Source organism: Achromobacter sp., assembly GCF_032102605.1.
Taxonomy (GTDB): domain Bacteria; phylum Pseudomonadota; class Gammaproteobacteria; order Burkholderiales; family Burkholderiaceae_B; genus Achromobacter.
The window spans coordinates 124936-149263 of the sequence record NZ_DAMDGT010000004.1 but is presented as its reverse complement, the minus strand read 5'-3'; the positions used below and the strand labels follow the sequence as shown (position 1 = coordinate 149263).

Genomic DNA, 24328 nt, shown 5'->3' with positions numbered 1-24328 from the left:
AGGATCCGGCGGTGGCATCACATCGTGTAGCATGCGGCGCAGTTTCAGCCATTCCTTTCGCATCATGACTTCCGACGTTTCCGGCGCCATCGGCCTGCATCACAAGACCTCTCAGCAAGTACGGGACGAAACGCTAGCCGCCATCCACGACTGGTTCGACAAGCTGGAAGCACGCGAGGACATCGACGGCATCGTGGCCCGCTCTTCGCTGCACGCGGGTATCCACCACGACATCCTGCTGGAGTACGAGCCTTCGCGCATCGTGTTCGACGTGCTGCCCAACTGGGAACCGGACGACGACGACGACAGCCTGCGCACCCAGGGCAGCAATGGCCCGCTCAGCCCGGAACACGTCCGCGACGAACTTGCCCCCGTGCTGCGCGAAGCGGTGCGCGAACGCATCGGCCGCCTTGCCGGCAAGCCCCATCTGGATCACCACTTTCGCTTCCGCGCGCAGTTTCCCACCACCGAAGGCCGCCTGCGCCTGACGCTGGCGGCGCACACGGATGTCGCCAAACAGCAATGGCTGCGCGAACGCGTGGCCGAGTACGTCGACAGGACGGTGTTCCACGGCGCCGATCCCACCACGCGGCTGGACGCCATTCTTCTCTCCCGCCACCTGCTGGACGAACGCCTCTTTCCAGAACCGGATTTCCCGTGGTTGATCCAGGTCTTTCAACGGGTGCTGGCGCTGAACGCAGGGCAGCCGTCGCTGTCCGAGCTTCGCCACTCCCTCGTCCACACGCTGCGGCGCTGGACCGAAGAGCAGTACCTGCCGCGCTTTTTCGATATCTCGAAAAACCTTTTCCGTGGGGACACCTACACGCTCAAGGACGGCGCCGCGCTGGATCCCGCGGACAAGGGCATCGATCTGCTGCTCTATACCGCGACGCTGATCCTGCGTCATGAGCCCGGGTTCTCGCGCCCCACCGGCCTGGCTTTCCTGAATCTCGCGCGGGACCTGGGCAACGCGCGTGCGGCCGGTATGCTGGCCGAAGGCAGCGGCGCCCATGCGCCAGAGCACACGCGCATAGCGAGCGCTGAAGTCGAGTGCGCCGCCAACGACGTGCTGGGCACGATCAGCATCAACATCCGGCACGAAACGCCGGCCGCCTACGTCCAGGCGCTGGCCTTCATTGCCCGCCTGCTGCGGGAAGGATTTCCCGCCGGCTACCGCATCGCGCTCAAGAGCAAGGCGCGCCATTACCTACCGGTGAAAGGCCTGGCCAAATCGGACACGCATCGATTCTTTGCAAATGCCGCCCAGCATCTGGACGCACACCCTGCGCTGGCCGCCTATGCGCGCGCCGCGATCCAGCCTTACGAGTGGTACGCCGACGCCGAAGCCGAAAAAGGCTGCCTGTCCGGCACCTACGCCGCTTTCGCGCTGGGCCTGGCGGACGCCAGCCATTTCGAACTGCTGCGCCACTACATGGAATTGGTGGATGACGAACACCAATCCGTGCAGGACCGCTACGTCCCGACGTTTCTCGAACGCCATGGACTGACGCCAGACACCGTCTCCACCGTCGTCGCCTGCCTGCGCTGCTGCACCGACAGCTTCAAGCTGAGCGCGAAGCCGGCGCTGGACGACGCGGCGACGCTGGCGCGGGTGGCCGACGCGCTTGCCGCGCTGCCTGACCATGACAGGTCGCCGGTTCGCGAACGACTTTTCGGGCCGGACAAGAAACTGGCCGCGTTGGCGCGCAAGGCCGAAGAGCCTTTCAAGGCCCTGCTGTTGCGGCTGCTGTCGCCGCAAGAAGGCTGATTCGGGGCCCGCGGCGACCGGGCTTGTTTGCGCTGGTTGAATTAGCCCGGTATCGCCGCATCAACGCACCGCGCGCGACGCTTTCCTGCGTGAAAAGCGTCAGGGAAATTCTCCTTGCGAGGGGATTTGCGACGATAATTTCCGCTTGGGCTCGCCGCCAATCAACCACACCCGCACGGCGTGCCCAACCGCTTTGATCCGCAGCAGCGGTGCGCCGCCATGCTTTGCCGGCCGGCGCCACCTACAACCATGTGTGACACGTAGCAGCGTTTACGTCCGAACCAGAGTTGGAGGCACGCCATGCCCGATCATCGAATCGCCTTGCGCCGCGCCGTCGAGGCCGTCGATCGCCTGACCGATCCGGAGCCCCCGTGGCAGGACATCCTGCGCACGGCCCGCGACCTGGTCGGCGCGGACAGCGGCACGCTCATTGTTTTCGACGCCCGGAACAAGCTGCTGACGCTATCTTCGATCGGCTTCTCCGATGCATGCGCATCGGATTACCAAGAGCACTACTACAGTTGCGACATCCTTGAACAGGACTCCCGCAACGCGCCCGCGGGCACCTGGCTGGACACCGCGCGGATGTACGAGCCCACGCAGTTGGGCCGAACCGAGTTCCACACGGACTACATGGCCAAGCACCGCATGGCGCAACTGCTGTCGCTGATCATCGAATCGAACACCGTGCTGCACGCCGCGCTGGGCTTCCAGCGCTCGACCATAGACCCAAAGGCCAGCGAGCGCCTGCAATCGGGCGACTATGCCCGCTACTTTCGCGCGCTGCGCAATCAGCTTTCGCAGCGCGAGCGCAACCGCGCGATCGGATGGAAATCCCTGGAAAGCGCGTTCTCCGAAGTGCAGGAAGCGGTGCTGCTGATCAGCATGGACGCGATCGTCGACAAGCTGTCCCCGCTGGCCGTCGGCTACTTGGACGACACCAACGGCTGGATCCTGCACGGCCGCCGCCTTCGGCATGCGGACCCCAAGGTGCAACGGCTGTTCGACGCCCATTGCGCGGCGGTGGCGCGCGACGGCCAGATGCGATCGCTGGCCACGGCTTCGGGGTGGGGCGAATTGTTCTGGGTCGACATCAGCCTGGCGCCGCAAGCCCTGAGTCTGATTGGCGGCCGGATGCTGCTGGTGCGCATGCGCAAGAAGAGCGCGTTCGCCATGCCGGACATCACCAAGCTGCAGTCCGTTTTTTCGATCACCCACGCCGAGGCGGCGGTGCTGGCCGGGCTGGCGGCCGGGCATAGCGTCGAGGAGGTCGCCACTCTGCGCCATGCATCGGTTCTTACCGTGCGCAAGCAGGTGGCGTCGCTGCTGACCAAGATGGAGTGCAGCCGGCAGTCCGAACTCGTCCGTCTGGCGTCGCTGCTTTAGTCGTTCAAGTTTCCGCCGACGTACTCAATTTTGAGTATGTGGCGTACACCCCCGCCGTCCTACGATTACCCAGAAGGCATGAGGCCAGGGCCGCCGCACGCCCGCCGGGTCCACCACCCGGCCCGCCCCGCCGCGTCCGAAAGCCACCCCGAAAAGGTCGAGCCCACCGCTCCCGGAACATGGCCATGCCTGTCCGGTCTTGCAGCTGCCTTCGGCCCGGGCGACGCCGCCGCCCCCGAGGACACCGGACCCAAAGCTGCGTGCCCGTCCGTTCTCAAGGAGCCTCACATGAAGACAGTCCTAACCTTCAGCGCCGCCATCCCGGCCGCGCTGGCGGCTCTCGCCCTGCTGTCCAGCCCCGTCGGCGCGCAACCTGCCGCCTCCGCGCCGACCACGGCCGCCCCCGCCTCTGACTACACCCCCACCCGCGCAGAGGTCGAACGCGATTTGGCCGCCTGGAAGGAGTCCGGCCTGGAAGCCCAATGGGCCGGCGAAGAAAGCCCGAACATGTACAGCGCGACGTACGTCAACGACTACAAGAAATACGAAAGCTCGGTCCGGCCGGCCAGCATGTCCCAGCCGGCATCACAAACCCCGACGGGGTCGCAACGCCGGTGGTGACCCCCTTCATTGCCTCCGGCAGCTTCGGGGCGCGGATACGAGGCTCGGCTTCGTCCGCGCCCCGATCGCTTCATGCAAACAATTGCAGCGATATATTCGCATTTCGTAACGTCGCCGCCCTGCCCGCCCTTTATGCTCCAGCCCTCTTCTTTACCCGGACGTTTCATTCCGGCATGACCGACACCCATTACATCGAAGACCTGCGCCGCCGCTATAACGCAGGCGCCAAACTGAAGTTCGTCTATTTCTGGGGCCACCAGCCCGGCAAGCATGGCGTCACGGCGTCCTGCTTCAGCCAGTGGTACGGCGCGCCATTCGACATCGATGGCCAGCGCTATCCGACCGCCGAACACTACATGATGGCCGAGAAGGCGCGACTCTTCGGCGACGAAGCCACGCGCACGCTTGTTTTCCAGGCGCCCAACCCCGGCGCCGCCAAGGCCCTGGGCCGGCAGGTGCTCGGCTTCAAGGAAGACGCCTGGCTGGCGCACCGCTACCGCATCGTGGTGCGCGCCAATGAGGCCAAGTTCGGCCAGAACGCAGAGCTGCGGGATTTCCTGACGCAGACCGGCAAGCGCGTACTCGTCGAGGCAAGCCCCGTGGACCGCATCTGGGGCGTCGGCATGGCCCAGGATGACGAACACATCGCCAATCCCAACTTGTGGCGCGGCCTGAACCTGCTTGGCTTCGCGCTGATGCAGGTGCGGGAATCCCTGCAGGCCTGAAGCCCGCCTCGCCCCGCCGGGCATGCCGGCGGCGCGCACCTGACCGACGGAATCCATCCATGACCGCCCCGAATCATGCCCAGGCGCTGAAAAAGCTCGCCGCCGACATCCTGGTCCAGACGCTGGACGAAGACCTTTCACGACTGCTGTCGGACGCCATGGCGCGCGCCCGGCACGACGACGCCATCGCGGCCGACCTGGCGGGCAGCGTGCTGCCGCCCTTGCTGCGACGCTGGAATTGCGTCCTGCACGCGGGGGACGACGCGGCGTCCACGCAGTATCGCCACAAGACCGCCGTGGCGCTGGCCATCCTGCTGCACAAGTACGGCATCGCCGACGCGGCCATCTCGACCCGCGCCGACGCGGGCATCGATGCGCTGAACGAAGCGGTGGCTCTGAGCGACGATTTCCACCGCAAGACCGACGACATCAAGCGCGCCTTCCTGCACACGCCGCCGACGCCGCCCAAGCGCGCGCCGGGCCTGCCCGACAGCCTGACGTTCTACCGCGCCGGCGACGTGGTGTCGTACCAGCTGGACGGCCGTCATTACGCCGCCTATGTCCACCGCTGCGCCCGCATCAACCAGAGCCCCGTCATCGAGTTCTACGACGCCGTGTTCGATCACGTTCCCGACATCGGCGAATTGCAGGACAAGCGCGCACGGGGCCGCCGTTACAACGACGGCAGCGTGCGCATCGAACACATTTCCGTGGCCGGCATGAAGTTCATGCCCGACCCCGCCGGCCAGTTCGTGCTGGTCAAGGCGTGTGTCGAAACCCCGCCGGACGCCAGCCACCTGGGCAAGCGTGTCGGCTTGTATGGGGTGTCCGATGTTTTTGACCTGCAGGAAAGCGTGGACGTTATGTTCAGCGCGGATTCACTGGACTGACCGCCCTCAAGCCAGGTACGACGCCACCTCATCCCGGGTCAGATAGCGCACGAACGTCATCGAGGGCCGCTGCGCCTCGTGAACGACGCCATTGAACCCGGACCAGTTGCGCTTCGTGCCCTCGTCCGTTTCCAGTGCGATCAACACGCGCTTGCCATGCTTTTGCGCGTGGTCGCGCAACGCGGCTTCGCCCCAGGCCCACTGCATCATGTTCTTCAGTTGGCCGTCGGCATACGCGCCGGCCTGCAGCCATTGGAAGTCGGCAGTGTCGCCATCCATGTCGGGCGTGCGCGCAGCGATTTCCCGCTTCACGCCCAGCGCCTCTGCATGCTCGCCGATGATGATCTGAAGCAGCGTGAAGGCGTGGAAGGTATTGTTGATGGCGTGCGCCTGCGCGACGAAGCCGGTGCCGGACGTGGGCAGCACCACGACCAGTTCGTCTTCGTAGCTGACCCGCGACGCGAGCCACAGATAATGCAGCTGCTCGAATGGCAGGCTGTCGTTGGTGGTGGTCATGGCGTACAGCATGGCCATCAGGTCGTCGTCCGCGATGAACGCCCGGTGATTGCCGCGATCGCGCATCAGCATGGTCATCATGGGCAGGACCAACAGGTCCACGGCCTGATGCAACGCTTCCACCTGCCACCGTTCGTCTTCTGGAACGGCCGCCATCCTGGCCTGGGCGTCCTGCCAGGCCTGCCGGTCCGCCTCGTCGACCTCGTCATCGTCGTCTTCCACTTCCTGCGCGCAGAATGGACGCAGGGATCGCAGCCATTGCCCAAGCAGGTCGTGAAGCACGGGGAAAAGGATGGCTGGATCCGCGTCGTCTTCCACCAGGGAGCCGCCCATCAGGGCGAGGGCCGCGGCTCGGCTGGGATGCAACCGCGGAAGCAGGTCGGCGCAAGCCTGCAGGTTCGCGGCGGTATGGGCCGGATCCCGCGACTGGGTAAGAAAGGCGCGGACCTCCGGGCGCTGGAAGAACTGGTCCAGCGTGTCCAGCTCGGCTGGCTTGAGGATCGGGAGGGTCAGGGTGCGAGTAAGGTCTTTGATCGGCATGGCGCGGAGTGTACCGAACGGAAGCGACCCCTTTTTGTCGTGACCAAAAATATCAGGGGCGCCCCGCGCCCCAGAGCCACCTTGGACGGCCCGTTACAAGTCCTGCCAGATTTAGTCAAATAAAACAGTTCTCCCCCCGGCTTCTGCTTTAGTTCTACTCGTTGCTTGCTGTTGCGTCCGGCGCGGCTCCTGCGCCTCTCGAACCGCTGGCATAGAGAAGATCAATAAACCGGAGGAGAAGTCTATGCGTACGTTAAAGCGCAGGGCCGCCGCATTCCTGGCAAGCGGCCTGATCGTCGTGCTGGCCGGCTGCGCCGCGCCTGGCGGCAAGAAGGACACGATCGACATGGCGGGGCTGTCGCAGCCCGTGGAGATCGTCAGGGACAAGCACGGGGTATCCCACATCTACGCCAAGAACCAGGCGGACCTGTTCTTCGCCCAGGGCTTCAGCGCCGCGCGCGACCGCCTGTGGCAACTGGACCTGTGGCGGCGCCAGGGCGAAGGCAAGATGGCCGAGCAGTTCGGCCCGCGCTTCATCGAGCAGGATCGCGCCGCGCGCCTCTTCCTGTACCGCGGCGACATGCAGGCCGAGTTCGCCAGCTATCACCCCGAAGGCAAGGCCATCCTGACCGCCTTCGCGAACGGCATCAACGCCTACGTGAACTGGGTGAAGGCCAACCCCGACCAACTGCCGCCGGAATTCAAGCTGACCGGCACCGAGCCCGGCTACTGGAGCCCGGAGACCTCGCTGATCCGCATCTATGGCCTGACGCGCAACCTCACCGAAGAAGTCCGGATGTCGGAGCAGATCGCCGCGCTGGGCTTGAATACCGTGCAGGGTCTGAGCACCTTCGAGCCGCCCCTGGCCCTTCAGGTGCCCGCGGGCCTGGACGTGCGCCAGATCGACAAATCGGTGCTTGGCACCTACCGGCTGGCCCGCGACGGCCAGAAGTTCGAGGCCGGCGACTTCCCGCGCAGCCCGCTCGCCGCCGACGAGCGCGTGAAGCTGGCGAGCGCGCTGTCCGAAGGCAGGCTGGCGTCGCTGGACCCGGCGTTCGACCCCATGGCGCCCCGCTATGAAAGCAACAACTGGACGCTGAGCGGCGAACGCACCTCCACCGGCAAGCCGATTCTGGCGGGAGATCCGCACCGGTCCATCACCATGCCGTCGCTGCGCTACATGGTTCATCTGAACGCGCCGGGCTGGAACGTGATCGGGGCCGGCGAACCCGCGCTGCCGGGCGTGTCCATGGGCCACAATGACCGCATCGCGTTCGGGCTGACGATCTTTGCGTTCGGAGACGAAGAGGATCTGTACGTCTACGACATCAACCCCGCCAACCCCAACGAGTACCGCTACCAGGGCCGCTGGGAAACCATGCGCCAGGTCAACGAGAGCATTCCCGTGCGCGGCGCGGCGCCGGCCACGCGCAGCTTGAAATTCACGCGCCACGGCCCGGTCATTCACGAAGACCCGGTGCGGCGCAAGGCCTATGCCCTGCGCGCGGCCTACCTGGAGTTTCCGGGCACTGCGGCCTACCTGGCCAGCCTGCGCCTGAATCAGGCGCAGAACTGGAACGAGTTCGTCGCGGGCATGGAAAAGCACTACACGCCCAGCGAGAACATGGTCTACGCGGACGTGGACGGCAACATCGGCTGGTTCGGCGGCAGCATCGCGCCCATCCGCCCGCGCAACGACTGGTCCGGCATGCTGCCGGTGCCGGGCAACGGCGACTTCGAATGGCGCGGTGTGCTGCCCGGCAGCTCGCTGCCGCGCGTCTATAACCCGCCCGAAGGGTATGTCGCCACGGCCAACGAGTACAACCTGCCCGCAAACTTCCCGTACAAGGATATGTCGGCGCGCACGTGGGCCGAACCCTACCGCGTCCAGCGGATACGCGAGGTGGTGGCCGAAGGCAAAGGCCTGACGGTCCAGCAGTCGCAGGACCTGCAGTTCGACAACCTCTCGATCCCGGCCCGCACCCTGGGCGGGTACGCCAAATCCCTGAACTCCGCGGACCCGGCCATCGGCTCGGCCTTGCAACTGCTGAAAGACTGGGATTACCGCATGGAAACCGATTCGCGGGCCGCGACGGTCTACGCGTTCTGGCTGCCCGAGGTCGTCAAGCGCGTGACCGATCTGTACGTGCCGGCGAACGGGCGCGCGGCATTCGGCGAGCTCTCCACGCGCAAGGCCCTGGAGAAGCTGGCCACGCCGGACGCTGCCTTCGGTTCCCGGCCGGAGCAAGGTCGCGACACCCTGCTGCTGCAGGCCCTGGCCGACGGCCAGCAGAAGCTCACCGCGAAGCTCGGGGCTGATTCGAGCCAGTGGCAGTGGGGCAAGCTGCATCACATCCAGTTCGAGCACAGCCTGGCCAGCCTGCTGCCGCCCGACACCGCCAAGTCCTGGGGCACGCCGCGCTATCCGGTCGGCGGCGACAACGACACGGTGCATCGCGCCACGTTCCGCAAGAGCGATTTCCGCCAGATCAGCGGCGCGTCCTATCGTCAGGTGATCGACGTGGCGGACTGGGACAACTCGCGCGTGCAGAACGTGCCGGGCCAATCCGCTGATCCGCGCAGCCCGCACTACCAGGATCTGCTCAAGGGATGGGCGACCGGGGAGTACTTCCCCATGGCGTTCAGCCGCGCCAAGGTGGATAGCCAGCGCTCGGATACGCTGACGCTGAAGCCCGCGAGCAACTAGCCGGACGACGCGCCAGCAGCCAACCGGGCAGCGAATCCCCGCCGGGGATCGCTGCCCGGTTTTTCTTCGATGCTGGTCGGTGCCGAGCGGGCGCAAGCCCACCGGCGTGGCTTGATGTTTGTCATTCCTTGAGGCTTGCCGCAGGCGGACAATGCCTTAAAGACACTCCGGGACCAGGGCTGCGCCGGCCGCGCCGTTGCGGCCATCCTGCCGCCCTTGCGTCCACTACAGCCTAGCGCCACCATGACCCTCTACCCCGTGCTGCTCATCCTGCACCTGCTGGCCGCCTTTCTTTTCGTCGGCACCGTGACATTCGAAGTGCTGTTCCTCGAACCCGTGCACCGGCGCCTGCCGCCCGACGTGCGCAAAGCGCTGGGCAGCCAGCTCGGGCCGCGCGTGCGCAGCGTCGTGCCGTGGTCGGTGCTGGTGTTGTATTTGGCGGGCCTGGGTCTGGCGTGGCAGCACCGCGGGGCGCTCGCCGCGCCCCTGGCCTCGTCCTTTGGCCTGCTGCTGTCAGTCAAGATCGTGCTGGCGGTCAGCGTGCTGGTGCATGTGGTGAGCGCGTTGGTGCTGGCCCGCCGCCGCCGGCTGACCGGTGCAATACAGGGCCGCCTGCACCTGAGCGTGTTCTGCCACATGGTCGCCATCGTGGTGCTGGCCAAGGCGATGTTCTACGTGACCTGGTAAGGCGCCGGGCTGCGCATGGCCCGTGCGCGCCGAAGCGCCCGTTTGCCGTGCGCGCAGCGGCGCCGGCCTGCTGCGCGCCGCCTCTTACCTGTTCTTGCCTGAGGTGTCCTGCTCCACCACCATGTCCAGCACATAGACCTTGGAAGGTGCGTCGGCGGGCGGGTTCTTCCAGTCGTAGCGCTTCACGCGCAGCACGGTACGCACGCCATCCTGGTGCTCGAAGCCTTCAATGGACTGATAGAGCGGGCTCCACTTGTCCGGCGCCGGCTGCGCGATGCCGGCCTCGTTGAACTTGCGCTCGCGCACCATCAGGCACTGGTAATGCGGAATCATGGGGTGGTTGCATTCGGCGCGTTTTGCCGCGACCTCCAGGAACATGATCTGCCCGGTGCTGCCGTACAGCGTTTCCGGCGTCGGCTCGCCGACGAACTTGAGCACGGTGCCGTCCTCTGCAGCCAGTTCCAGCGCGGGCTCGGCCTTGTCGCCCGACAGCGTCACGCGCAGATCGCCCTTCAAGCGCTGGCCGAGCTCGGCGTCAAGCTGCATCAGGCTTTGCTCGCAGGCCTTCATGGTCGAGGCCAGGTTGGCAACGCTGAGCACGCCATTCTTGTACGTGTATCCGCCGAACTGCGCATTGCAGCCGCCGCGGATGTTCAGGGCGTCGTCCGTGAAGCTCAGCCGCACCTGGTGTTCGATGCCCTTCTGCAGGGCCGCGATCGACTTGCCCGAGGCATCGGTGGCGGAAGCCAGACGCCAGTGATAGGCGGTCAGGCTCGATTGGCTGGCGGACGACGTGGCAACGGAAGCAGGCATGGCGGACGATCCTTCGCGGGGAGAGGTAGTCGGCGCGCAAGCGGAAAGCAGCGCGGCGCATACGGATGCAAGAAGGAGAGTTTTTTTCATGATTGGTTCCTGTCAGCCCCATGGCCCTGATGAAAAGCGGCATTCTACGTCCGTGGTGTGGACGAAATTGCCGGACAAGGAACTGGCGCGTTTCCAAATCTTGCGGCGCGCGCAGCGGCAAGGCATCGTTTGGAAAAGCGTTCACGAGCCGCGCGGCTCACTGTGAATGTCGTGCCGAAGCGCGCCGCCGGGCGACGCTGCCAGACAAGGCCGCGATTACAGTCTGACACCTGATTGGCACGCGCGGGCCCATTGCGGCATGCTGCGCCATAACTCGGGCCCCTGCCTGCCTGCCGCCAGCCTTGCGGCTACTGCGCCGTTGGATAGGCGGGATCCGCCAGACAAGCCTGCGCCCACTCGTAGTCGTCGGCGTCATAGACCTCGCCGTCGATCTTCGGCAGCGCATTGGCGGGATACCCTCGCTCCGGTTGCGACGGCGCGCGGTTCCATTTCGTCTTGCCGTCGCTGTCGTGGCACGCCTCGTCGGAGCTACTGAAGGAGCAGGACGCGATGGTCTTGGGCTTGCCGTTCACGATATCGGCCACGTACCGCTTCGTGTAGACGCCGCCCGAGGCCCAGTACTCGTCGACCGAGCAGACGCGGCCGTTGTTCTGGTAGTGGCGGGTCGCGAAACACGAGTAGTCCGTGTAGTCCCGCGGCAAGACGTCGCACGACGTCTGATAGCCGGCATAGGCGCCGCCAGTGAATTGCGACAGGAACTTTCTTTGTTCGAGCGCGGTGCCGATGATGCGCGGCACGGAATCGCCCTTCGCCGTTTTCTTGAACTGCGCGCTGCGCGCAAGAATCAGGTCGCGCGCGGCCTGGGCGGAGGTCTTGCCGTCGGGAAGGGCATCAGGCGAATCGATCAGCGTCGTCAACGCCTGGTCCCGCGCCGCCACCCAGCGCTTCTGGCTGGCCACCAGCATGGCGCGGATCTCCGCATCGGGCGCCTGCTTCAGCAGCGCGCTGTAATTCCGGTTCAGCTCGGCATCGGCCGACACCGCGCCCCGGTTCGAGCAGATAAGTTTCTCGACGTCTGTGCTGGCCTTCTTGCAATCGATGGCCAGCGCGGGCGCGGACAGCGCGAACAAACCGGACAGGGTCAACAGCCGTAGTGCGGGAATTCCGGGTTTCATCTGACTCTTCGTGAGGGTTGATGGCGGGCCGCCATGCCTGGCGGCCGATGGGCACCCGATTTTTGCATGAAACCGCCATCCGCCCCGGCGACGCGCTTCCCCGAAGGCGCTCGCCGGGCCGTCCAACGTCACCCTACAGAGCGCACGCCATCGCCAAACGCTCCGTGTAGTACGGAACGGACAGCTGCTCGATGACCGCCTGCTGTTGGGCGCCGAACACGTCGCGCTCGTCGGGCGAAGCGGAAATATTCGGCCGGTCGATCGTCAACTTGATCGCGTTGCAGCTATCCACGAAGAACGTGCCAACCACCCGTTCGGGCGCCACATGCAGCACCCGGGCAACGTTTGCGGAGCAGAGCACGTTGGACCGCAGCGCGGCTTCGTATTCGCCGGCGGAGTTGAACACGATGTCGAAGGTCAGCCGGTTGATGCCCGCGTCCTTGCTGCGGATGACCACCGCCATGTCGAGCAGCGGCTTCCTGCCCTCGGGCTCGCCCTCTGGCGGCGCATCGGCAATCAAGGACAGCGTGCGGTCATCCAGACTGCCTTCGTAGCGCGTCGTGCCGATGTCGTAGTAGCGCGGCCGGTCCGATCCGCTTTCCGTCCATTCCGAACCTGTGGCGCGGAAGTACGTGATGGGGAACATGCGGTTCCTGATGACGTCTTCGTTCTGCAGCAGATGGTAGAGCGTCCACTCGTACGCGTTGCCCGCGTCCAGATTCATGCGCGATCCGTCACGCGCCGCCACATGGGCCTGCAAGCGGTCCAGTTCCGCCTGATGCCGAACGTCCAGCTGTCCGGGATCGCGGTCGGTGGTCCGCAGCAGGGCAACGGGGCGGCTGGCACTGGCCTCGTGGATCGCCCAGCGGGCGTTGCGCAACGCATCCGGAAATTCGGATTCGATGAGCTTGATCACGGCATCCTTGATCATGGGGTAATTGGCCTGGAACACCGGATCGCGCGTTCCGCTGGGCACGACCGCGCCGTATCGGCCGTCCTCGCGTCGGAACGTCACGAGGTTGGGCGAAAGCGGATAGGCGATATTGCCCGCGGTTGCCTTGCGCCCGGCATAGCCGTAATGGATCAGATAGTGCGTCAGCAGGCTGGCCAGCGTCTCCGCCGCCTCGGGCGTGGACGCGCTGGTCTCGACGATGAGGCCAAGCTCTTGTTCGCCTTCCCGCACGGGCGTGGCCTGGACGCCATTGCGGCCATAGACCAGCACGTCGCCCGGGACGCGCGGCAGATCCGCCGGATCAAGCTGGATCAACGATACCTTGCGCTTGCCCAGATAACGCGCGCCCTCCAGCTTGATGCTCAAGGGCCACGGCTTGCCGGCGTGCACGAACTGGCTGTTGCGGATGCCGGCGGTACGGGCATCGCGGGCGAAGAATTCCGTGTGTTCCATCGCCAGCACGCCTTCCGGATAGAACTGAAGCTGCGGGTGGCTTTCCTCGTAGAGCGAATGGGCCGCGATCGAATAGGGCGTGCACCGCCGCGCCGGATCCGGCGCCACGAACAGCGCGGTGCCGTCGTCGTAAATCTCGGCCACCAGGCAATCGGAAGGAGAGCCCGGATCGCAAGCCAGCGCGCCGCATTCCAGCACGTGGCCAACGTGATAAGCCAGGCCCGGATCGATGCCGCGCCGGATCATGTCGGACGCGAACAACGCGATGTCGCACGAGCGCCCCGCCAGGATGTACTTGGCGCCGCCTTCCAGCGCGGTAATCAGCGGGTGTATCCCCATCTGCCCGACGATCGTGCTTTCCCTGAGCGCGACTTCGTTCAATTCGGGGCCGGCGCCCGTGGGCCGCAGCGCTGCGGCCCGGAATTCCTGGATGACGGTGGCGGCATCCAGTTCCGACCGGATGACGGCCACAGTGCGGTCCTTCACGCCCAATTCGTCGAAGACTTCCTTGGCCAGCGTGATCATCCAGTCCAGGTTGCGGTCGCCGCCTGCCATGCCGCAACTGCCCAGGATGACCGGTCCGTCGATCTTTTCACCTGCCTGGACCATGTGGCGGAAGTCCGCCTTCACGGCTTCCCGCTCGAAGTATTCCGAACCCGTGCCCAGGTAATAGGGACCGGCGTCCATCGACCCCGCATCCGAGATCACGGCGTCGATGCGCCCTTCCAGTGCCTTTTGCAGGGATTCGTTGGGGAAGCCATATCCCAGCGCGCCGCAGGCGGACACCACGCGATAAACCAGCTTTGCCATCATCACTCTCCAAGTTGCGCAGTCCGCCTCAGTGCGGGTTCTGCCGGGAGTGAAGATTGCGCCTGCCGTCCGGACAAAAAAAATACTATGTCGATATGCGGGTATAGGCGGCGGATATGCCCTTCAAGGTGCGCGTCAGGATGCGAGGGGCTCGGCGCCCGCCAGGCCCTTTTCCTGCACCTGCTGCATGACGAAGTCGCCCAGCAGGGTCCGCACCGCCTCGGCCGGGGGAGCCAGCGGCACGTCGCTCGAGGCGATGACCGTCGCCGTCAGATATACCGGCGGCTCGATCAGCATGGCCCACACCATGGAACGCCCAGGCATGCCGGAAAAGTCTCCCAGCGGCAGGATGGTGTTGCCGATCCCCGCCTGCACCGCCGAAAGCATGCCGGAAAAAACGTCGGTCTCCGCCACCACCTGCGGCACGATGCCGGCCTGCGAGAACAGCCTGTCCAGCATGCCGCGCGTGATGTTCGGATGTGCGGGCAGGATCAGCGGCATGTCCGCAAGCTGCTCCAACCGCATGGTGGACGGCCGGCGCCCGGCCCTGCGCGGGCCGACGACGAACAGCCGCTGCCGGAACAGTGGCTTGCGCGCGAAGCCCAGGGTCGGTTCGTCCTCGAACACCAGCGCAAGATCCAGGGAGCTGTCGCGAATGCGAGCGCCCAACTGGCCGCTTGCATCGCTGCTGAAACGCAGGCTGATCCCGGGCAGCGCCGCCCTGCACTTTTCCATCAGATCGCCGGCCAGGAACGACGCCAGCGTGGACGACATGCCGATGCGCACCACGCCGTGGTAGTCGCCGCCGAGCGACCGCACGATCTGCGGGATGCGTTCCATCCGGCTCAGGATGGACGCGGCCTCGGTGTAGAGCGCGGCGCCGGCCGCCGTGGGCCGCGCGCCACGGGCGCTGCGATGCAGCAGCACCACGCCCAGTTCTTCTTCCAGCGCGGCGATCTGCTGGCTGAGCGCGGGCTGCGCCACGGGGATGAGCGCCGCCGCGCGGGAGAAACTGCCCGCTTCGACGATCTTCACGAAATAGCGCAGGTGACGAAGCTGCACGGAAAGGCTCCCGTCAGAACGTCACCTTGACCGACGGCGCGCTGCGCTCGGCCTCGCCATGGAACACGGCCTCGATGTTGTTGCCGTCGGGATCCAGCACGAACGCGCCGTAATAGCCCGGGTGGTAATCGCGAAAGCCGGGCGCGCCGTTGTCTTTGCCGCCGTGGGACAGCGCCGCCTTGTAGAACGCGTCGACCATCGCCTGGTCCCGCGCCTGGAACGCCAGATGATGGCGTCCGGTCAACTGGCCCAGCGCGGCCTTGCTGTCGGCCGACGAAACGAACAACTCGTCGGCCCAGAAAAAGTCGTCTGCCGTGCCGCCCATCGGCACGCCCAGGACATCGAACACCGCCTGATAAAACCTTTGGCTGGCGGGCAGGTCGCGAACAACGAGCTGGATGTGATCGATGAGGCGGCCGCGATGGATCTCATTGGTCTGCATGGTGACTCCTTGTTGGGGGCTCGGATGACTATAGCGCCATCCGCCAGGGTCAATGCACGGGCTCGATCAAATGGCGGGCACGCCGATCCGGGTGCGGAACCCGGCCCTAAATAGCGACAGGCCCGCACCCCTTGTGGGGGAATGCGGGCCTGCGAATGGCTTGCCGGAAAGGGCTTGCCGGAGGGGGCTTGCCGGAAGGGGCTTACCCGAAGGGGCGTCGTCAACGCCCCGGGGGTCAGCCAAACACGCGGAAGCGCTCGGCGTCGTCCATGAAGGGCTTGTCGCCGAAGCCGGCTTCGTTCGAGCCGAAGGGCATTTGGGCGCGCAGCTTCCAGTAGGCGGGAACGTTCCATTCACGCGCCACGGCGCCGTCGATCAGCGGGTTGTAGTGCTGCAGGCTGGCGCCGACGCCGGCGTTGGCCAGGGCGGTCCAGACGGACAGTTGGGCCATGCCGCCCGCCTGCTCCGACCACACCGGGAAATTGTCGGCGTACAGCGCAAACTTTTCCTGCAGGCTGCGCACCACGTCCTGGTCTTCGAAGAACAGGATCGTGCCCACACCGGCGGCAAAGCTCTTGAGCTTGGCTTCGGTCTTGTCGAAACCTTCGGCCGGCGCGACCTTGCGTACTTCTTCGATCGCCAGGTTCCAGAGCTTTTCGCTTTCGGCGCCAAACAGGATCACGGCGCGCGAGCTTTGCGAGTTGAAGGACGACGGGCTGTGCTTGATGGCGTCCTGGATGAGGGTCGTCAGTTCTTCCTGGGAAGCCGACAGGTTGCGGCCCAGCGAATACTGCGTGCGGCGCTTCTTGAGTGCGTCGAGATATGCGTTGCTCATGAGTGATGACCTTTCGACTAGTAGATAGAGGGAGACGATGGAAGGCATTCTACCGAGTCGACCATGACACGAACACCCGTCCAACCATACTTCGGCTGGAACAAACTGTTCCATTCATGACACCAAAGGAAAGAAAAATGCGCAGCTGCGGCGCCAATCTCGCCCTCCCCTATGCCGCGGGTCGCCGACGCGTCAATGGGTGACTTCACCCGCCATCCATGCCTGCAAAGCTCGCACCCGGGGGTCGTCCCGGCTCTCGACCGGGTACACCAGGTGGTACGCATAGCCGGGCGCGGCCTGGACGCCCACGTCGAACAACCTGACGAGCCTGCCGCCTTCCAGTTCCCGGTCCACCAGCTCCAGTTCGACGAGGCCGACCGCGCCGCCCTCCATGACCGCCTGCACCACATGGCTGGATTCGGAGAACGCCAGGCAGCGGCTGTCGTCGAAGTCCGGCACACCGGCGGCGGCCATCCACATCGCCCAGTTCGGCCAGACGATTCCGCCGGGCCGGCAGTCCACGTAGCACAGCGTGTGGGCCGACAGGTCCTGCGGCTTGGCGATCCGGGGCTCGCGCTCCAGCAGGACCGGGCTGCATACCGGCACGACCACGGTGTCGAACAGCCGGTGGGAAACCGCGTCGCTGTACTCGCCCGCGCCGTAGCGGATCGCGACGTCCACGTCATCCGCCTCGAAATTTCGTACCTCGTCGGTGATGTCGAAGGTCAGTTCCAGGCCCGGGTTGGCGGCGCGGAATTGCGGCAGCCGGGGCAGCAGCCAGTTGGTCGCAAACCGCGCGCCCACGGACATGCGCAGATGCTGCTCGCCCCGGTTCAGGCGGCGCGCGCGGGCGGCGGCGCGATGCAGGATGTCCAGCGCCTCGCGCGCGGCTTCGAACAGCACCGAACCAGCCGGCGTCAGGCGGATGCTGCGGCTGGTCCGCGCAAACAGCGTGATGCCCAGCTGATCTTCGATTTCCTTGATCTGGTAGCTGACGGCCGCGGGCGTCAGGCCGACCTCATCGGCAGCCCGCGTGAAATTGAGATGGCGGCCCGCGGCCTCGAAGGTTCGCAGCGCACGCGTGCCAGGCAGCATTCGATTCATGATCTTCAAGCCATATTTGATGATGAATTGAAAACTACTGGCTTCCTACGCCGTTGGCAATGGCGGATATTAGGAATTCTTGATGATCACACTGCGGCCGCCCACCCGTCCGCGCTCTATCGGAGTCCAGCAATGTCTACCAGTCCCGCTTCTTTCGTGGTTCAACGCAACGGCCAACCCGCCACGGCCGAAGATCTGGCGCCGCTGGCATTCGCCGGGTACGCCCACTTCACCGCCATGCAGGTGCGGAACGGCCGGGCGCGCGGTCTGGACCTGCACCTGACCAGGTTGAAGGCGGCATCAATCGAAATGTTCGGCCAGGCCTTGCCGGACGAGGCGATCCGCGACTATCTGCGGACGGCGATCCAGGCGAGTCCGGATGACCACTCGCTGGTCGCCACGGTGTATTCGCCCGCAGGTGAATTTACCGTCGCCGGCCCCGACGCGCGCCCCGAGGTCCTTGTGCGCACCGGCCCGCCGGCTTCCGGCCCAGGAGGCCCGCTTGCCCTGGCGGCCGTCGAGCACGAACGCATGCTGCCGCAGGTCAAGCACGTGGGCGAAGTCGCGAAGACGTACTACCTGCGCCAGGCGGCGGCGCAGGGGTTCGACGACGCCGCGTTCGTCGACCGCAACGGACGGCTGAGCGAGGCGTCGATCTGGAATCTGGCGTTCTGGGACGGCACGGGCGTGATCTGGCCCGACGCCGCCATGCTGCGCGGCACCACGATGGGCATCGTTCAGCGGCAGCTCGAGCGCCTGGGCGTGCCGCAGCGCACACGCGCCGTGGCGCTGGCGGACCTGCCCGGCCTGCGCGGCGCGGCCGTGATGAACTCCTGGACGCCGGGGGTGGCTGTCAGCCGGATCGGCGAAACGGCCTTTCCGGAAGCACCGGCATTTTTGGAGGCGCTGCACCGGGCCTATGGCGTGGAGGCCCCCGCGGCGCCTTGACCTCATTGGCCGGGCGAAGCGCTTCGGCCCCTGCCCGGCTTGCGCGTCACAGATCCATGTCCAGCACGCGCGTCACCGTATCGCACGACGCGCACTGCCCCGCCACGATGAGATTGCTGAAGAAGTTCTGCACGGTATCCGGATCTTCATCCCACAGTTCATCCGTGCCGTCGTAATCGAACTGCGCAAACACGCTGAAGCGCGTTCCCTTGCAGGCGGGGCACACGAACGCCTGCGCCTCGCCTTCGCCGCGGATCTTGGCGGAGCAGTCCAGCTCGCCGTGATAGCCATGGATATCGCTATCGAAAACAACGACGCCGTCCGCCGAGCCTTCCCATTTCACGGCCAGGGGGGATACGAACTCGTAGTCGTCGACGTGCTCGTTGTAATCCCGCAGGTCGAAACCCAGGATTTCGCCCGTCTGCGCGCCGTCCAGGCCCTGCAGACGGAACGCCACGCCGACTTCGCCACGATCTTCCTGGATCAGGGGCGCGGGCGTTGCGCGCACGCCGTCCAGGCAGCGCGGCGGGTGGGAGAGGATGTGATCGTAAGTGGGATCGGACATGCAGCGGGCTCCTTTGATGCTCGGAGATTGATGAGCGCGTGACTATAAACAATCGACGCGTCATCATGTGCGGCGAGCGGCCGTCGCATCCGACGCGCGACGCGCCGCCGATAACCAAGGACTTCCATGCACGTCACGCCCGACCCGAACACGCCCGCCGCCGCCGCGATCAGCTTCGACGATTTCATGAACGTCGATATCCGCGTGGGCACGATCCTGGCCGCGGAAGCCTTTCCCGAAGCGCGCAAGCCGGCCTACAAGCTCACGATCGATTTCGGCGCGGGCGTTGGCACCAAGAAGAGTTCGGCGCAGATCACGGACAGATATGCGCTTGAAGACCTGCCCGGCAGGCGCGTGATGGCGGTGGTGAATTTCCCGCCGCGCCAGATCGGACCCATGCGGTCTGAAGTGCTGGTGCTGGGATTTGCCGACGCGGACGGCGCCATCGTGCTGGCCGCGCCGGATGATGCCGTGCCGAACGGCGCGCGGCTGACCTGAGGCCAGGTCCGCCGCCGCACTACTTATCGAGCGAAGCGCCCCGGCGTCAGTCCGCCCGGAAGCCCGTCGCCTTCACGACCTCGGACCAGCGCTTGGATTCGGCCGTCAACAACGCCTGCAGCGCCTGGCGGTCGGAACCGACCACGACAAAGCCCGCCTCGCCCAGCGTGCGCTCGGCTGCAGGCTGGCGCAGCGCCGCTGCGCTGTCGGCTTGCAGGCGCGTCAGCACCGCGTCCGGCGTGCCGGCGGGCGCGAACAGTGCGAACCACGCGCCGAAGTTGACGGCGGGAAGGCCGCGTTCCGCGAACGTCGGCACGCCGGCCAGGGCGGGCGAACGCTGCGCGCCGGTGGTCGCCAGTGCGCGCAGCTTGCCGCCCTGCACCTGGGGTGCGGCCAGGGCGGTGGTCACGAAAGCCGCCTGCACACCGCCCGACACCAGACCCGACACGGCGTCGCCGGTCGAGCGGTAGTGGATGGCTTCGATCTTCAAGCCGGCTTCCCGCGCAAACAGCTCGGCGCCGAAATGACCGGGCGTGCCGGCGCCGAACGTGGCGAAGTTCAGGCGGTCCGGCGCTTTCTTCGCGGCGTCGACGAACGACGCCAGGTCCTGGTAGGGCGATGTCGCCGGCACCACCAGCACGAAGTCGGCGCGCACCACTTCCGAGATCGGCGCAAAGTCGCGCGGCGGATCGTAGTTCAGGTTGCGGTACGTGGCGGGCGAAATGCTGATGGACCCGACCTCGCCCAACAACAGCGTCTGACCGTCGGCCGGGCTGCGCGCAACCGCCTGCGCGGCGATCTGGCCGCCTGCACCGACCTTGTTTTCCACCACGACGCTTTCGCCCAGCAGCGGCCCCATGTGCTGGGACAGCGTGCGGGCCACGATGTCCGGGCCGGTGCCGGGCGGAAAGCCGACGTTCAGGCGCACCGGCCCGTTGGGAAACTGCGCCATCGCCGCAAGCGGCAGGCACAGGAACAAGCCGCCCAGCAGGCGGCGCAACATCGTTTGCATGGTTGTCTCCTGGTTTTTTTAATGCCGCGACGAATGCCGCGGGTTCAGCAAATGCGATAGAAGCGCAGCTCGACGCGGTCGGGAAAACGCGCGCCGGTGCCGATGAAGAGGCTCTCGTTCATCCAGCCCAGCGCGGGCGACGCGGTTTCGAAACGCGGATAGCTGCGGAAATAGATGCGTTCGGGATCCACGGATTCGCCGCGAGCCAGCCGCGCGATGTCCTCCGCGCTGCCCGTGCGGATGCCGGTGTTCTCGACATACACGCGGTCGCCATCTGGCGTTTCGATCACGTAGCGCGCGTGGATATCGGTGAACGTGGCCGAGCGGATGATCTGGAAGTCCGCGCCGCCCGGCAGCACCTTGCCGCGCAAACGCGGCCCCTCGACCGTGCCGCCCAGAATTGGAATGACGCGGCGACGGCCCTGCGGCGTATCGCCGACCTCCTGCGGCGCGCCCACGTCGACCACCACGGTCGTCACGTGTTCGAGCCGAGGCGCCGTGGAATCGGCAGGTGTTTCGATAGGGCTCATGGCCTTTCTCCTCGGGCAAGGCGCACGGCTGCAGGATCAAAGCCCGCCAACTGCTTGTAGCGCAGCGACACCGCCGCCAGCTCGTCGCGGGATATCACGTCGTTGATGTCGGCAAAGCCCGCCGGCGCGCGTTCCTCGGCCATCTGCATGACCTGTTCGGGCCCGTTCAAGCGGTTGCGCAGGACGATGCCTGACGTGCGGGGCAGGCGCTCGGCCTCGTACTCCAGCAATGCGATTTCCAGCGATCGCGTCTTGCCCTGCGCGGCGAGGTCCAGCCAGTCGGCCAGGCACCGCGCGTCCAGGATCGCCTGTGCCGAACCGTTGGAACCGATGGGATACATCGGATGCGCGGCGTCGCCCAGCAGAGTGACGCGGCCGCGCGTCCAGCGGGGCAAGGGATCCCTGTCCACCAGCGGAAATTCGTAGATGGCCTGCGCGCCGTCGATGATGGCGGGTATGTCGATCCAGTCCCAACGCCAGTCGGCGAAGCGGTCGGCGAAAACCGACTTGTCGACCTTGCGGTTCCAGTCAGTGGCGGGCAGTTCCGCATTCCGGATGGACAGCTCGGCGATCCAGTTGATCAGCGACTGCCCCTGCCGCCGCAGCGGCTCGGAGATCGGATAGCAGACGAATTTCTGATCCTGGTGGCCCGCCATGAACATGCTGCGCCCGTCCAGGTACGGCTCCGCCTCGGTCACCGCACGCCACAGCATGCGGCCCGAAAAGCGGGGCTCGTCTCCCGTCGGATGCAGTTGACGGCGCAGCGCGGAATGGATGCCGTCGGCGCCCACGAGGATGTCTGCCTGCACGGTCTGCAGCTCGCCATCCGCACGACGGCGGAACTGCACGGATACGCCCGCCGCGTCCTGGCTGGCGGACTCCAGCACCATGCCCGGAACGATCGCGTCCGGCCCCAGGCGGTCTCGCACGGCTTGCGCAAGCATCATCTGGAATTCGCCGCGGTGAACGGAGAACTGCGGCAGGGGATAGCCCGCCTCCAGGCCGCGCGGCTCGCGCCAGATGGGCTGGCCAAGCTTGTTGTAGTAGTGAAGCTGCGAGGTTTCGATGGCGCGTTCGGCCAGCGCGGACACGAGGCCCAGTTGTTCGATTTCGCTTACCGCGTGCGGCAGCAGATTGATCCCCACGCCCAACGGGCGCAGTTCCTGCGCGCTTTCATAGACGCGGCACTGGATGCCGCGCCTGTGCAGCATGAGCGCCAGCGTCAGGCCGCCGATACCGGCTCCGGCTATGACGATTTGCATGTCTACTCCTGGTCTTATTTGTTATGCAACATAACAAAATCGCGGTTCATTCCGCACGAGGGATTTCCCGTAATGCGGTGGCGCGGCGACAATGCCTGCATTAGTGTTGAGCCCCCCTGAGCCGCGTTCCCCCCCATGTCCAGAGCTTCCGCCCCGCACCCTCGCCGGCCCGCCGCCCGCGGCGAACACTTCGATCCGCACGTACCCGGCGTCCGGTACGGCGCTCTGGACGATCTGGTCGGCTACGCCATCCGGCGCGCGCAGATCCTCATCTACGAAGATTTCCTGGCGGCGCTGGCGCCCTGGGACATCACGCCGCAGCGCTATTCGGCGCTGACCCTGATAGCCGCCAACGACAGCCTGAAGCTGACGGACCTGGCCCGCATCCTCGGCATCGCGCGTTCCGGGGCGGTGCAGATCGTCAACCAGCTACAGGATCTGGGATACGTGGAAAGACAGGAGGCTGCGCGCGACAAGCGCGCCTATGCCTTGGCCATGACGCGCGCCGGCGAGGCCGCGCTGGCCTCCATCACCGAAGCCGTGCAGGCGCATGACGCGCGCATCAGCGCGAAGCTTGGCGTCGCTGAACGTCGCCGGCTGATCGGGCTGCTGGGCAAACTGGGTTAACGGGATCAACCCGGCTGGCTCGGCCGGCAGACACACCGTGCCGTAGCGGCCGCGGGCGCACATCACGCCTTGCGCCAAACCGTCCGCGCGCCGGAATTTTCCACCCCACGCCCTCCATCAGGGCATTCCCCTATTACTCCATCCGCGTCAAAAAACTATCGTATTCGAGAATTATCAGATAAGAGAATTCTCGCTTCCGACAAAATGACTGCTGAAACCCTATACGATTTCGCCGTGGTCGGCGCCGGCATCGCCGGCGCATCCGTGGCCTACCGCCTGAGCGCCACGGCGTCCGTGGCGGTGCTGGAACGCGAGTCCCAACCCGGTTATCACTCCACGGGCCGTTCCGCGGCCATGTTCATGGAGACCTACGGCACCACGCAGATCAAGGCGCTCACGCGCGCCAGCCGCGCCTTCTATGAGCGCCCGCCCGAAGGTTTCTGCGAGCATCCCCTGCTCAGCCCCCGCGGCGTGCTGTACATCGCCACGCCGGATCAGAAAGACCTGCTGCAAGAGGTGTTTGACGACTTCCACAGCCAGTCGCCCAACGTGACGCTGATCGGCGCGGAACAGGCAGTCGCCCGCGTGCCCTGCCTGCGCGCGGAGCAACTCTGCGGCGCGATCGAAGAGCCCGACGCGCGCGACATCGACGTACATGCGCTGCATCAGGGATTCCTGCGCGGCATGAGCCGCCAGGGCGCCGTGCTGTTCAACAACGCCGAACTGGCGGCGGCATCCTATGCCGACGAAGTCTGGACGCTGACGACGGCCGATGGCCGCTCGATCCGGGCGCGCGTTCTGGTCAATGCAGCCGGCGCCTGGGCCGACCAGGCCGCGGCCCTGTGCGGCGCGGCTCCGGTTGGCCTGCAGCCCTGCCGCCGCACCGCCTTCACGTTCACCGGCCCCGAAGATGTGGACTTTTCCCACTGGCCCGCGGTGGTCGGTGTGGACGAAAGCTATTACTTCAAGCCCGACGCCGGCCAGCTGTTGGGTTCGCCCGCCAATGCCGATCCGGTCGACGCGCACGACGTCGTGCCCGAAGAGCTGGACGTCGCGACCGGCATCTACCGCATCGAGACCGCCACGTCGCTGACGATTCGTCGTCCGAAGCACACCTGGGCCGGCTTGCGCTCGTTCGTGCGCGACGGCGATTTCGTCGTCGGCTGGGACGACGGCGCGCCCGCCTTCTTCTGGCTGGCGGCGCAAGGCGGGTATGGCATCCAGACCGCCGCGGCCACGTCCGAGCTGGCGGCGGCGCTCCTGACGCGCCAGCCCGTTCCCGATCACCTGCGCGCGCACGGCGTCAACGCCGACGCCGTCCGCCCCCAGCGCCTGCGCTGACCCGACAA

24 protein-coding genes are annotated in these 24328 nt (G+C 66.0%); 12 read left to right on the top strand and 12 right to left on the bottom strand.

Annotated features, from left to right (window positions below):
* The first annotated feature begins 64 nt into the window (after positions 1–64).
* The 5 genes from RT614_RS11145 (at position 65) to RT614_RS11125 (ending at position 5390) form a co-directional block, all read left to right on the top strand.
* Complete coding sequence (locus tag RT614_RS11145; protein ID WP_313622180.1) at positions 65–1768, top strand: DUF6138 family protein; 1704 nt, start codon at positions 65–67, stop codon at positions 1766–1768.
* 300 nt (positions 1769–2068) lie between these two features.
* Entirely contained in the window at positions 2069–3154 is a 1086-nt protein-coding gene (locus tag RT614_RS11140) for a LuxR family transcriptional regulator (RefSeq protein ID WP_313622179.1), read from the top strand.
* Between the two features lie 288 nt (positions 3155–3442).
* Positions 3443–3775 (top strand): DUF4148 domain-containing protein, encoded by a 333-nt coding sequence (locus RT614_RS11135; protein WP_313622178.1) that lies wholly within the window; start codon positions 3443–3445, stop codon positions 3773–3775.
* 173 nt (positions 3776–3948) lie between these two features.
* Positions 3949–4500: an NADAR family protein gene (locus RT614_RS11130; RefSeq protein ID WP_313622177.1), complete on the top strand. Its 552-nt coding sequence runs from the start codon at positions 3949–3951 to the stop codon at positions 4498–4500.
* A gap of 59 nt (positions 4501–4559) precedes the next feature.
* Complete coding sequence (locus RT614_RS11125) at positions 4560–5390, top strand: hypothetical protein (RefSeq protein ID WP_313622176.1); 831 nt, start codon at positions 4560–4562, stop codon at positions 5388–5390.
* Positions 5391–5396: 6 nt separating this feature from the next.
* Here the strand turns inward: RT614_RS11125 and RT614_RS11120 are convergent, their stop codons facing one another.
* Positions 5397–6446: a hypothetical protein gene (locus tag RT614_RS11120; protein WP_313622175.1), complete on the bottom strand. Its 1050-nt coding sequence runs from the start codon at positions 6444–6446 to the stop codon at positions 5397–5399.
* 244 nt (positions 6447–6690) lie between these two features.
* Here RT614_RS11120 and RT614_RS11115 point away from each other — a divergent pair, with 244 nt between their 5' ends.
* Together RT614_RS11115 and RT614_RS11110 are read left to right on the top strand one after the other, a co-directional pair.
* Complete coding sequence (locus RT614_RS11115) at positions 6691–9153, top strand: penicillin acylase family protein (RefSeq protein WP_313622174.1); 2463 nt, start codon at positions 6691–6693, stop codon at positions 9151–9153.
* Between the two features lie 243 nt (positions 9154–9396).
* Positions 9397–9840, top strand: coding sequence for a hypothetical protein (locus RT614_RS11110; protein ID WP_313622173.1), 444 nt, complete (start codon positions 9397–9399; stop codon positions 9838–9840).
* Between the two features lie 84 nt (positions 9841–9924).
* Here RT614_RS11110 and RT614_RS11105 read toward each other — a convergent pair whose 3' ends face one another.
* The gene (locus RT614_RS11105; RefSeq protein ID WP_313622172.1) at positions 9925–10653 is read right to left on the bottom strand and encodes an META and DUF4377 domain-containing protein; all 729 of its coding nucleotides are present in this window, start codon (positions 10651–10653) and stop codon (positions 9925–9927) included.
* Here RT614_RS11105 and RT614_RS11100 point away from each other — a divergent pair.
* Complete coding sequence (locus RT614_RS11100; RefSeq protein WP_313622171.1) at positions 10652–10909, top strand: hypothetical protein; 258 nt, start codon at positions 10652–10654, stop codon at positions 10907–10909. The two genes, RT614_RS11105 and RT614_RS11100, sit on opposite strands and share 2 nt — an antisense overlap.
* Before the next feature lie 142 nt (positions 10910–11051).
* On the opposite strand, the gene RT614_RS11095 is transcribed toward RT614_RS11100, so the two are convergent.
* The 6 genes from RT614_RS11095 to RT614_RS11070 all read right to left on the bottom strand — a co-directional run bounded on the left by RT614_RS11095 (position 11052) and on the right by RT614_RS11070 (position 17537).
* Positions 11052–11879 carry a lysozyme inhibitor LprI family protein gene (locus RT614_RS11095; RefSeq protein WP_313622170.1) on the bottom strand — a complete coding sequence of 276 codons (828 nt, stop codon included), beginning with the start codon at positions 11877–11879 and terminating at the stop codon, positions 11052–11054.
* A gap of 133 nt (positions 11880–12012) precedes the next feature.
* Positions 12013–14097 (bottom strand): DUF4387 family protein, encoded by a 2085-nt coding sequence (locus tag RT614_RS11090; RefSeq protein WP_313622169.1) that lies wholly within the window; start codon positions 14095–14097, stop codon positions 12013–12015.
* Between the two features lie 132 nt (positions 14098–14229).
* Complete coding sequence (locus RT614_RS11085) at positions 14230–15156, bottom strand: LysR substrate-binding domain-containing protein (protein WP_313622168.1); 927 nt, start codon at positions 15154–15156, stop codon at positions 14230–14232.
* Between the two features lie 13 nt (positions 15157–15169).
* Positions 15170–15598 (bottom strand): VOC family protein, encoded by a 429-nt coding sequence (locus RT614_RS11080; protein ID WP_313622167.1) that lies wholly within the window; start codon positions 15596–15598, stop codon positions 15170–15172.
* Between the two features lie 235 nt (positions 15599–15833).
* The gene (locus RT614_RS11075; protein WP_313622166.1) at positions 15834–16433 is read right to left on the bottom strand and encodes a nitroreductase family protein; all 600 of its coding nucleotides are present in this window, start codon (positions 16431–16433) and stop codon (positions 15834–15836) included.
* A gap of 192 nt (positions 16434–16625) precedes the next feature.
* On the bottom strand, positions 16626–17537 hold the full coding sequence (locus tag RT614_RS11070; RefSeq protein ID WP_313622165.1) for a LysR substrate-binding domain-containing protein: 912 nt from the start codon (positions 17535–17537) through the stop codon (positions 16626–16628).
* A 132-nt stretch (positions 17538–17669) separates the two neighbouring features.
* Between RT614_RS11070 and RT614_RS11065 the strand changes: the two genes are divergently transcribed.
* Positions 17670–18485, top strand: coding sequence for an aminotransferase class IV family protein (locus tag RT614_RS11065; protein ID WP_313622164.1), 816 nt, complete (start codon positions 17670–17672; stop codon positions 18483–18485).
* Positions 18486–18531: 46 nt separating this feature from the next.
* Here the strand turns inward: RT614_RS11065 and RT614_RS11060 are convergent, their stop codons facing one another.
* A complete protein-coding gene (locus tag RT614_RS11060; RefSeq protein WP_313622163.1) occupies positions 18532–19050 on the bottom strand; it encodes a hypothetical protein in 519 nt (172 codons plus the stop codon).
* Positions 19051–19176: 126 nt separating this feature from the next.
* Here RT614_RS11060 and RT614_RS11055 point away from each other — a divergent pair, with 126 nt between their 5' ends.
* Positions 19177–19548 carry a tRNA-binding protein gene (locus tag RT614_RS11055; protein ID WP_313622162.1) on the top strand — a complete coding sequence of 124 codons (372 nt, stop codon included), beginning with the start codon at positions 19177–19179 and terminating at the stop codon, positions 19546–19548.
* Positions 19549–19594: 46 nt separating this feature from the next.
* Here the strand turns inward: RT614_RS11055 and RT614_RS11050 are convergent, their stop codons facing one another.
* The 3 genes from RT614_RS11050 to RT614_RS11040 are packed head-to-tail and all read right to left on the bottom strand — an operon-like array spanning position 19595 to position 22352.
* Entirely contained in the window at positions 19595–20560 is a 966-nt protein-coding gene (locus tag RT614_RS11050; protein WP_313622161.1) for a tripartite tricarboxylate transporter substrate binding protein, read from the bottom strand.
* Positions 20561–20604: 44 nt separating this feature from the next.
* Entirely contained in the window at positions 20605–21090 is a 486-nt protein-coding gene (locus tag RT614_RS11045) for a DUF3237 domain-containing protein (protein ID WP_313622160.1), read from the bottom strand.
* Positions 21087–22352: a flavin-dependent oxidoreductase gene (locus RT614_RS11040; protein WP_313622159.1), complete on the bottom strand. Its 1266-nt coding sequence runs from the start codon at positions 22350–22352 to the stop codon at positions 21087–21089. The genes RT614_RS11045 and RT614_RS11040 overlap by 4 nt, the downstream gene beginning before the upstream one ends.
* Before the next feature lie 135 nt (positions 22353–22487).
* Here RT614_RS11040 and RT614_RS11035 point away from each other — a divergent pair, with 135 nt between their 5' ends.
* Together RT614_RS11035 and RT614_RS11030 are read left to right on the top strand one after the other, a co-directional pair.
* Positions 22488–22979 carry a MarR family transcriptional regulator gene (locus RT614_RS11035; RefSeq protein ID WP_313622158.1) on the top strand — a complete coding sequence of 164 codons (492 nt, stop codon included), beginning with the start codon at positions 22488–22490 and terminating at the stop codon, positions 22977–22979.
* Positions 22980–23183: 204 nt separating this feature from the next.
* The gene (locus RT614_RS11030) at positions 23184–24320 is read left to right on the top strand and encodes an FAD-dependent oxidoreductase (protein ID WP_313622157.1); all 1137 of its coding nucleotides are present in this window, start codon (positions 23184–23186) and stop codon (positions 24318–24320) included.
* The last annotated feature ends 8 nt before the right edge of the window (positions 24321–24328 follow it).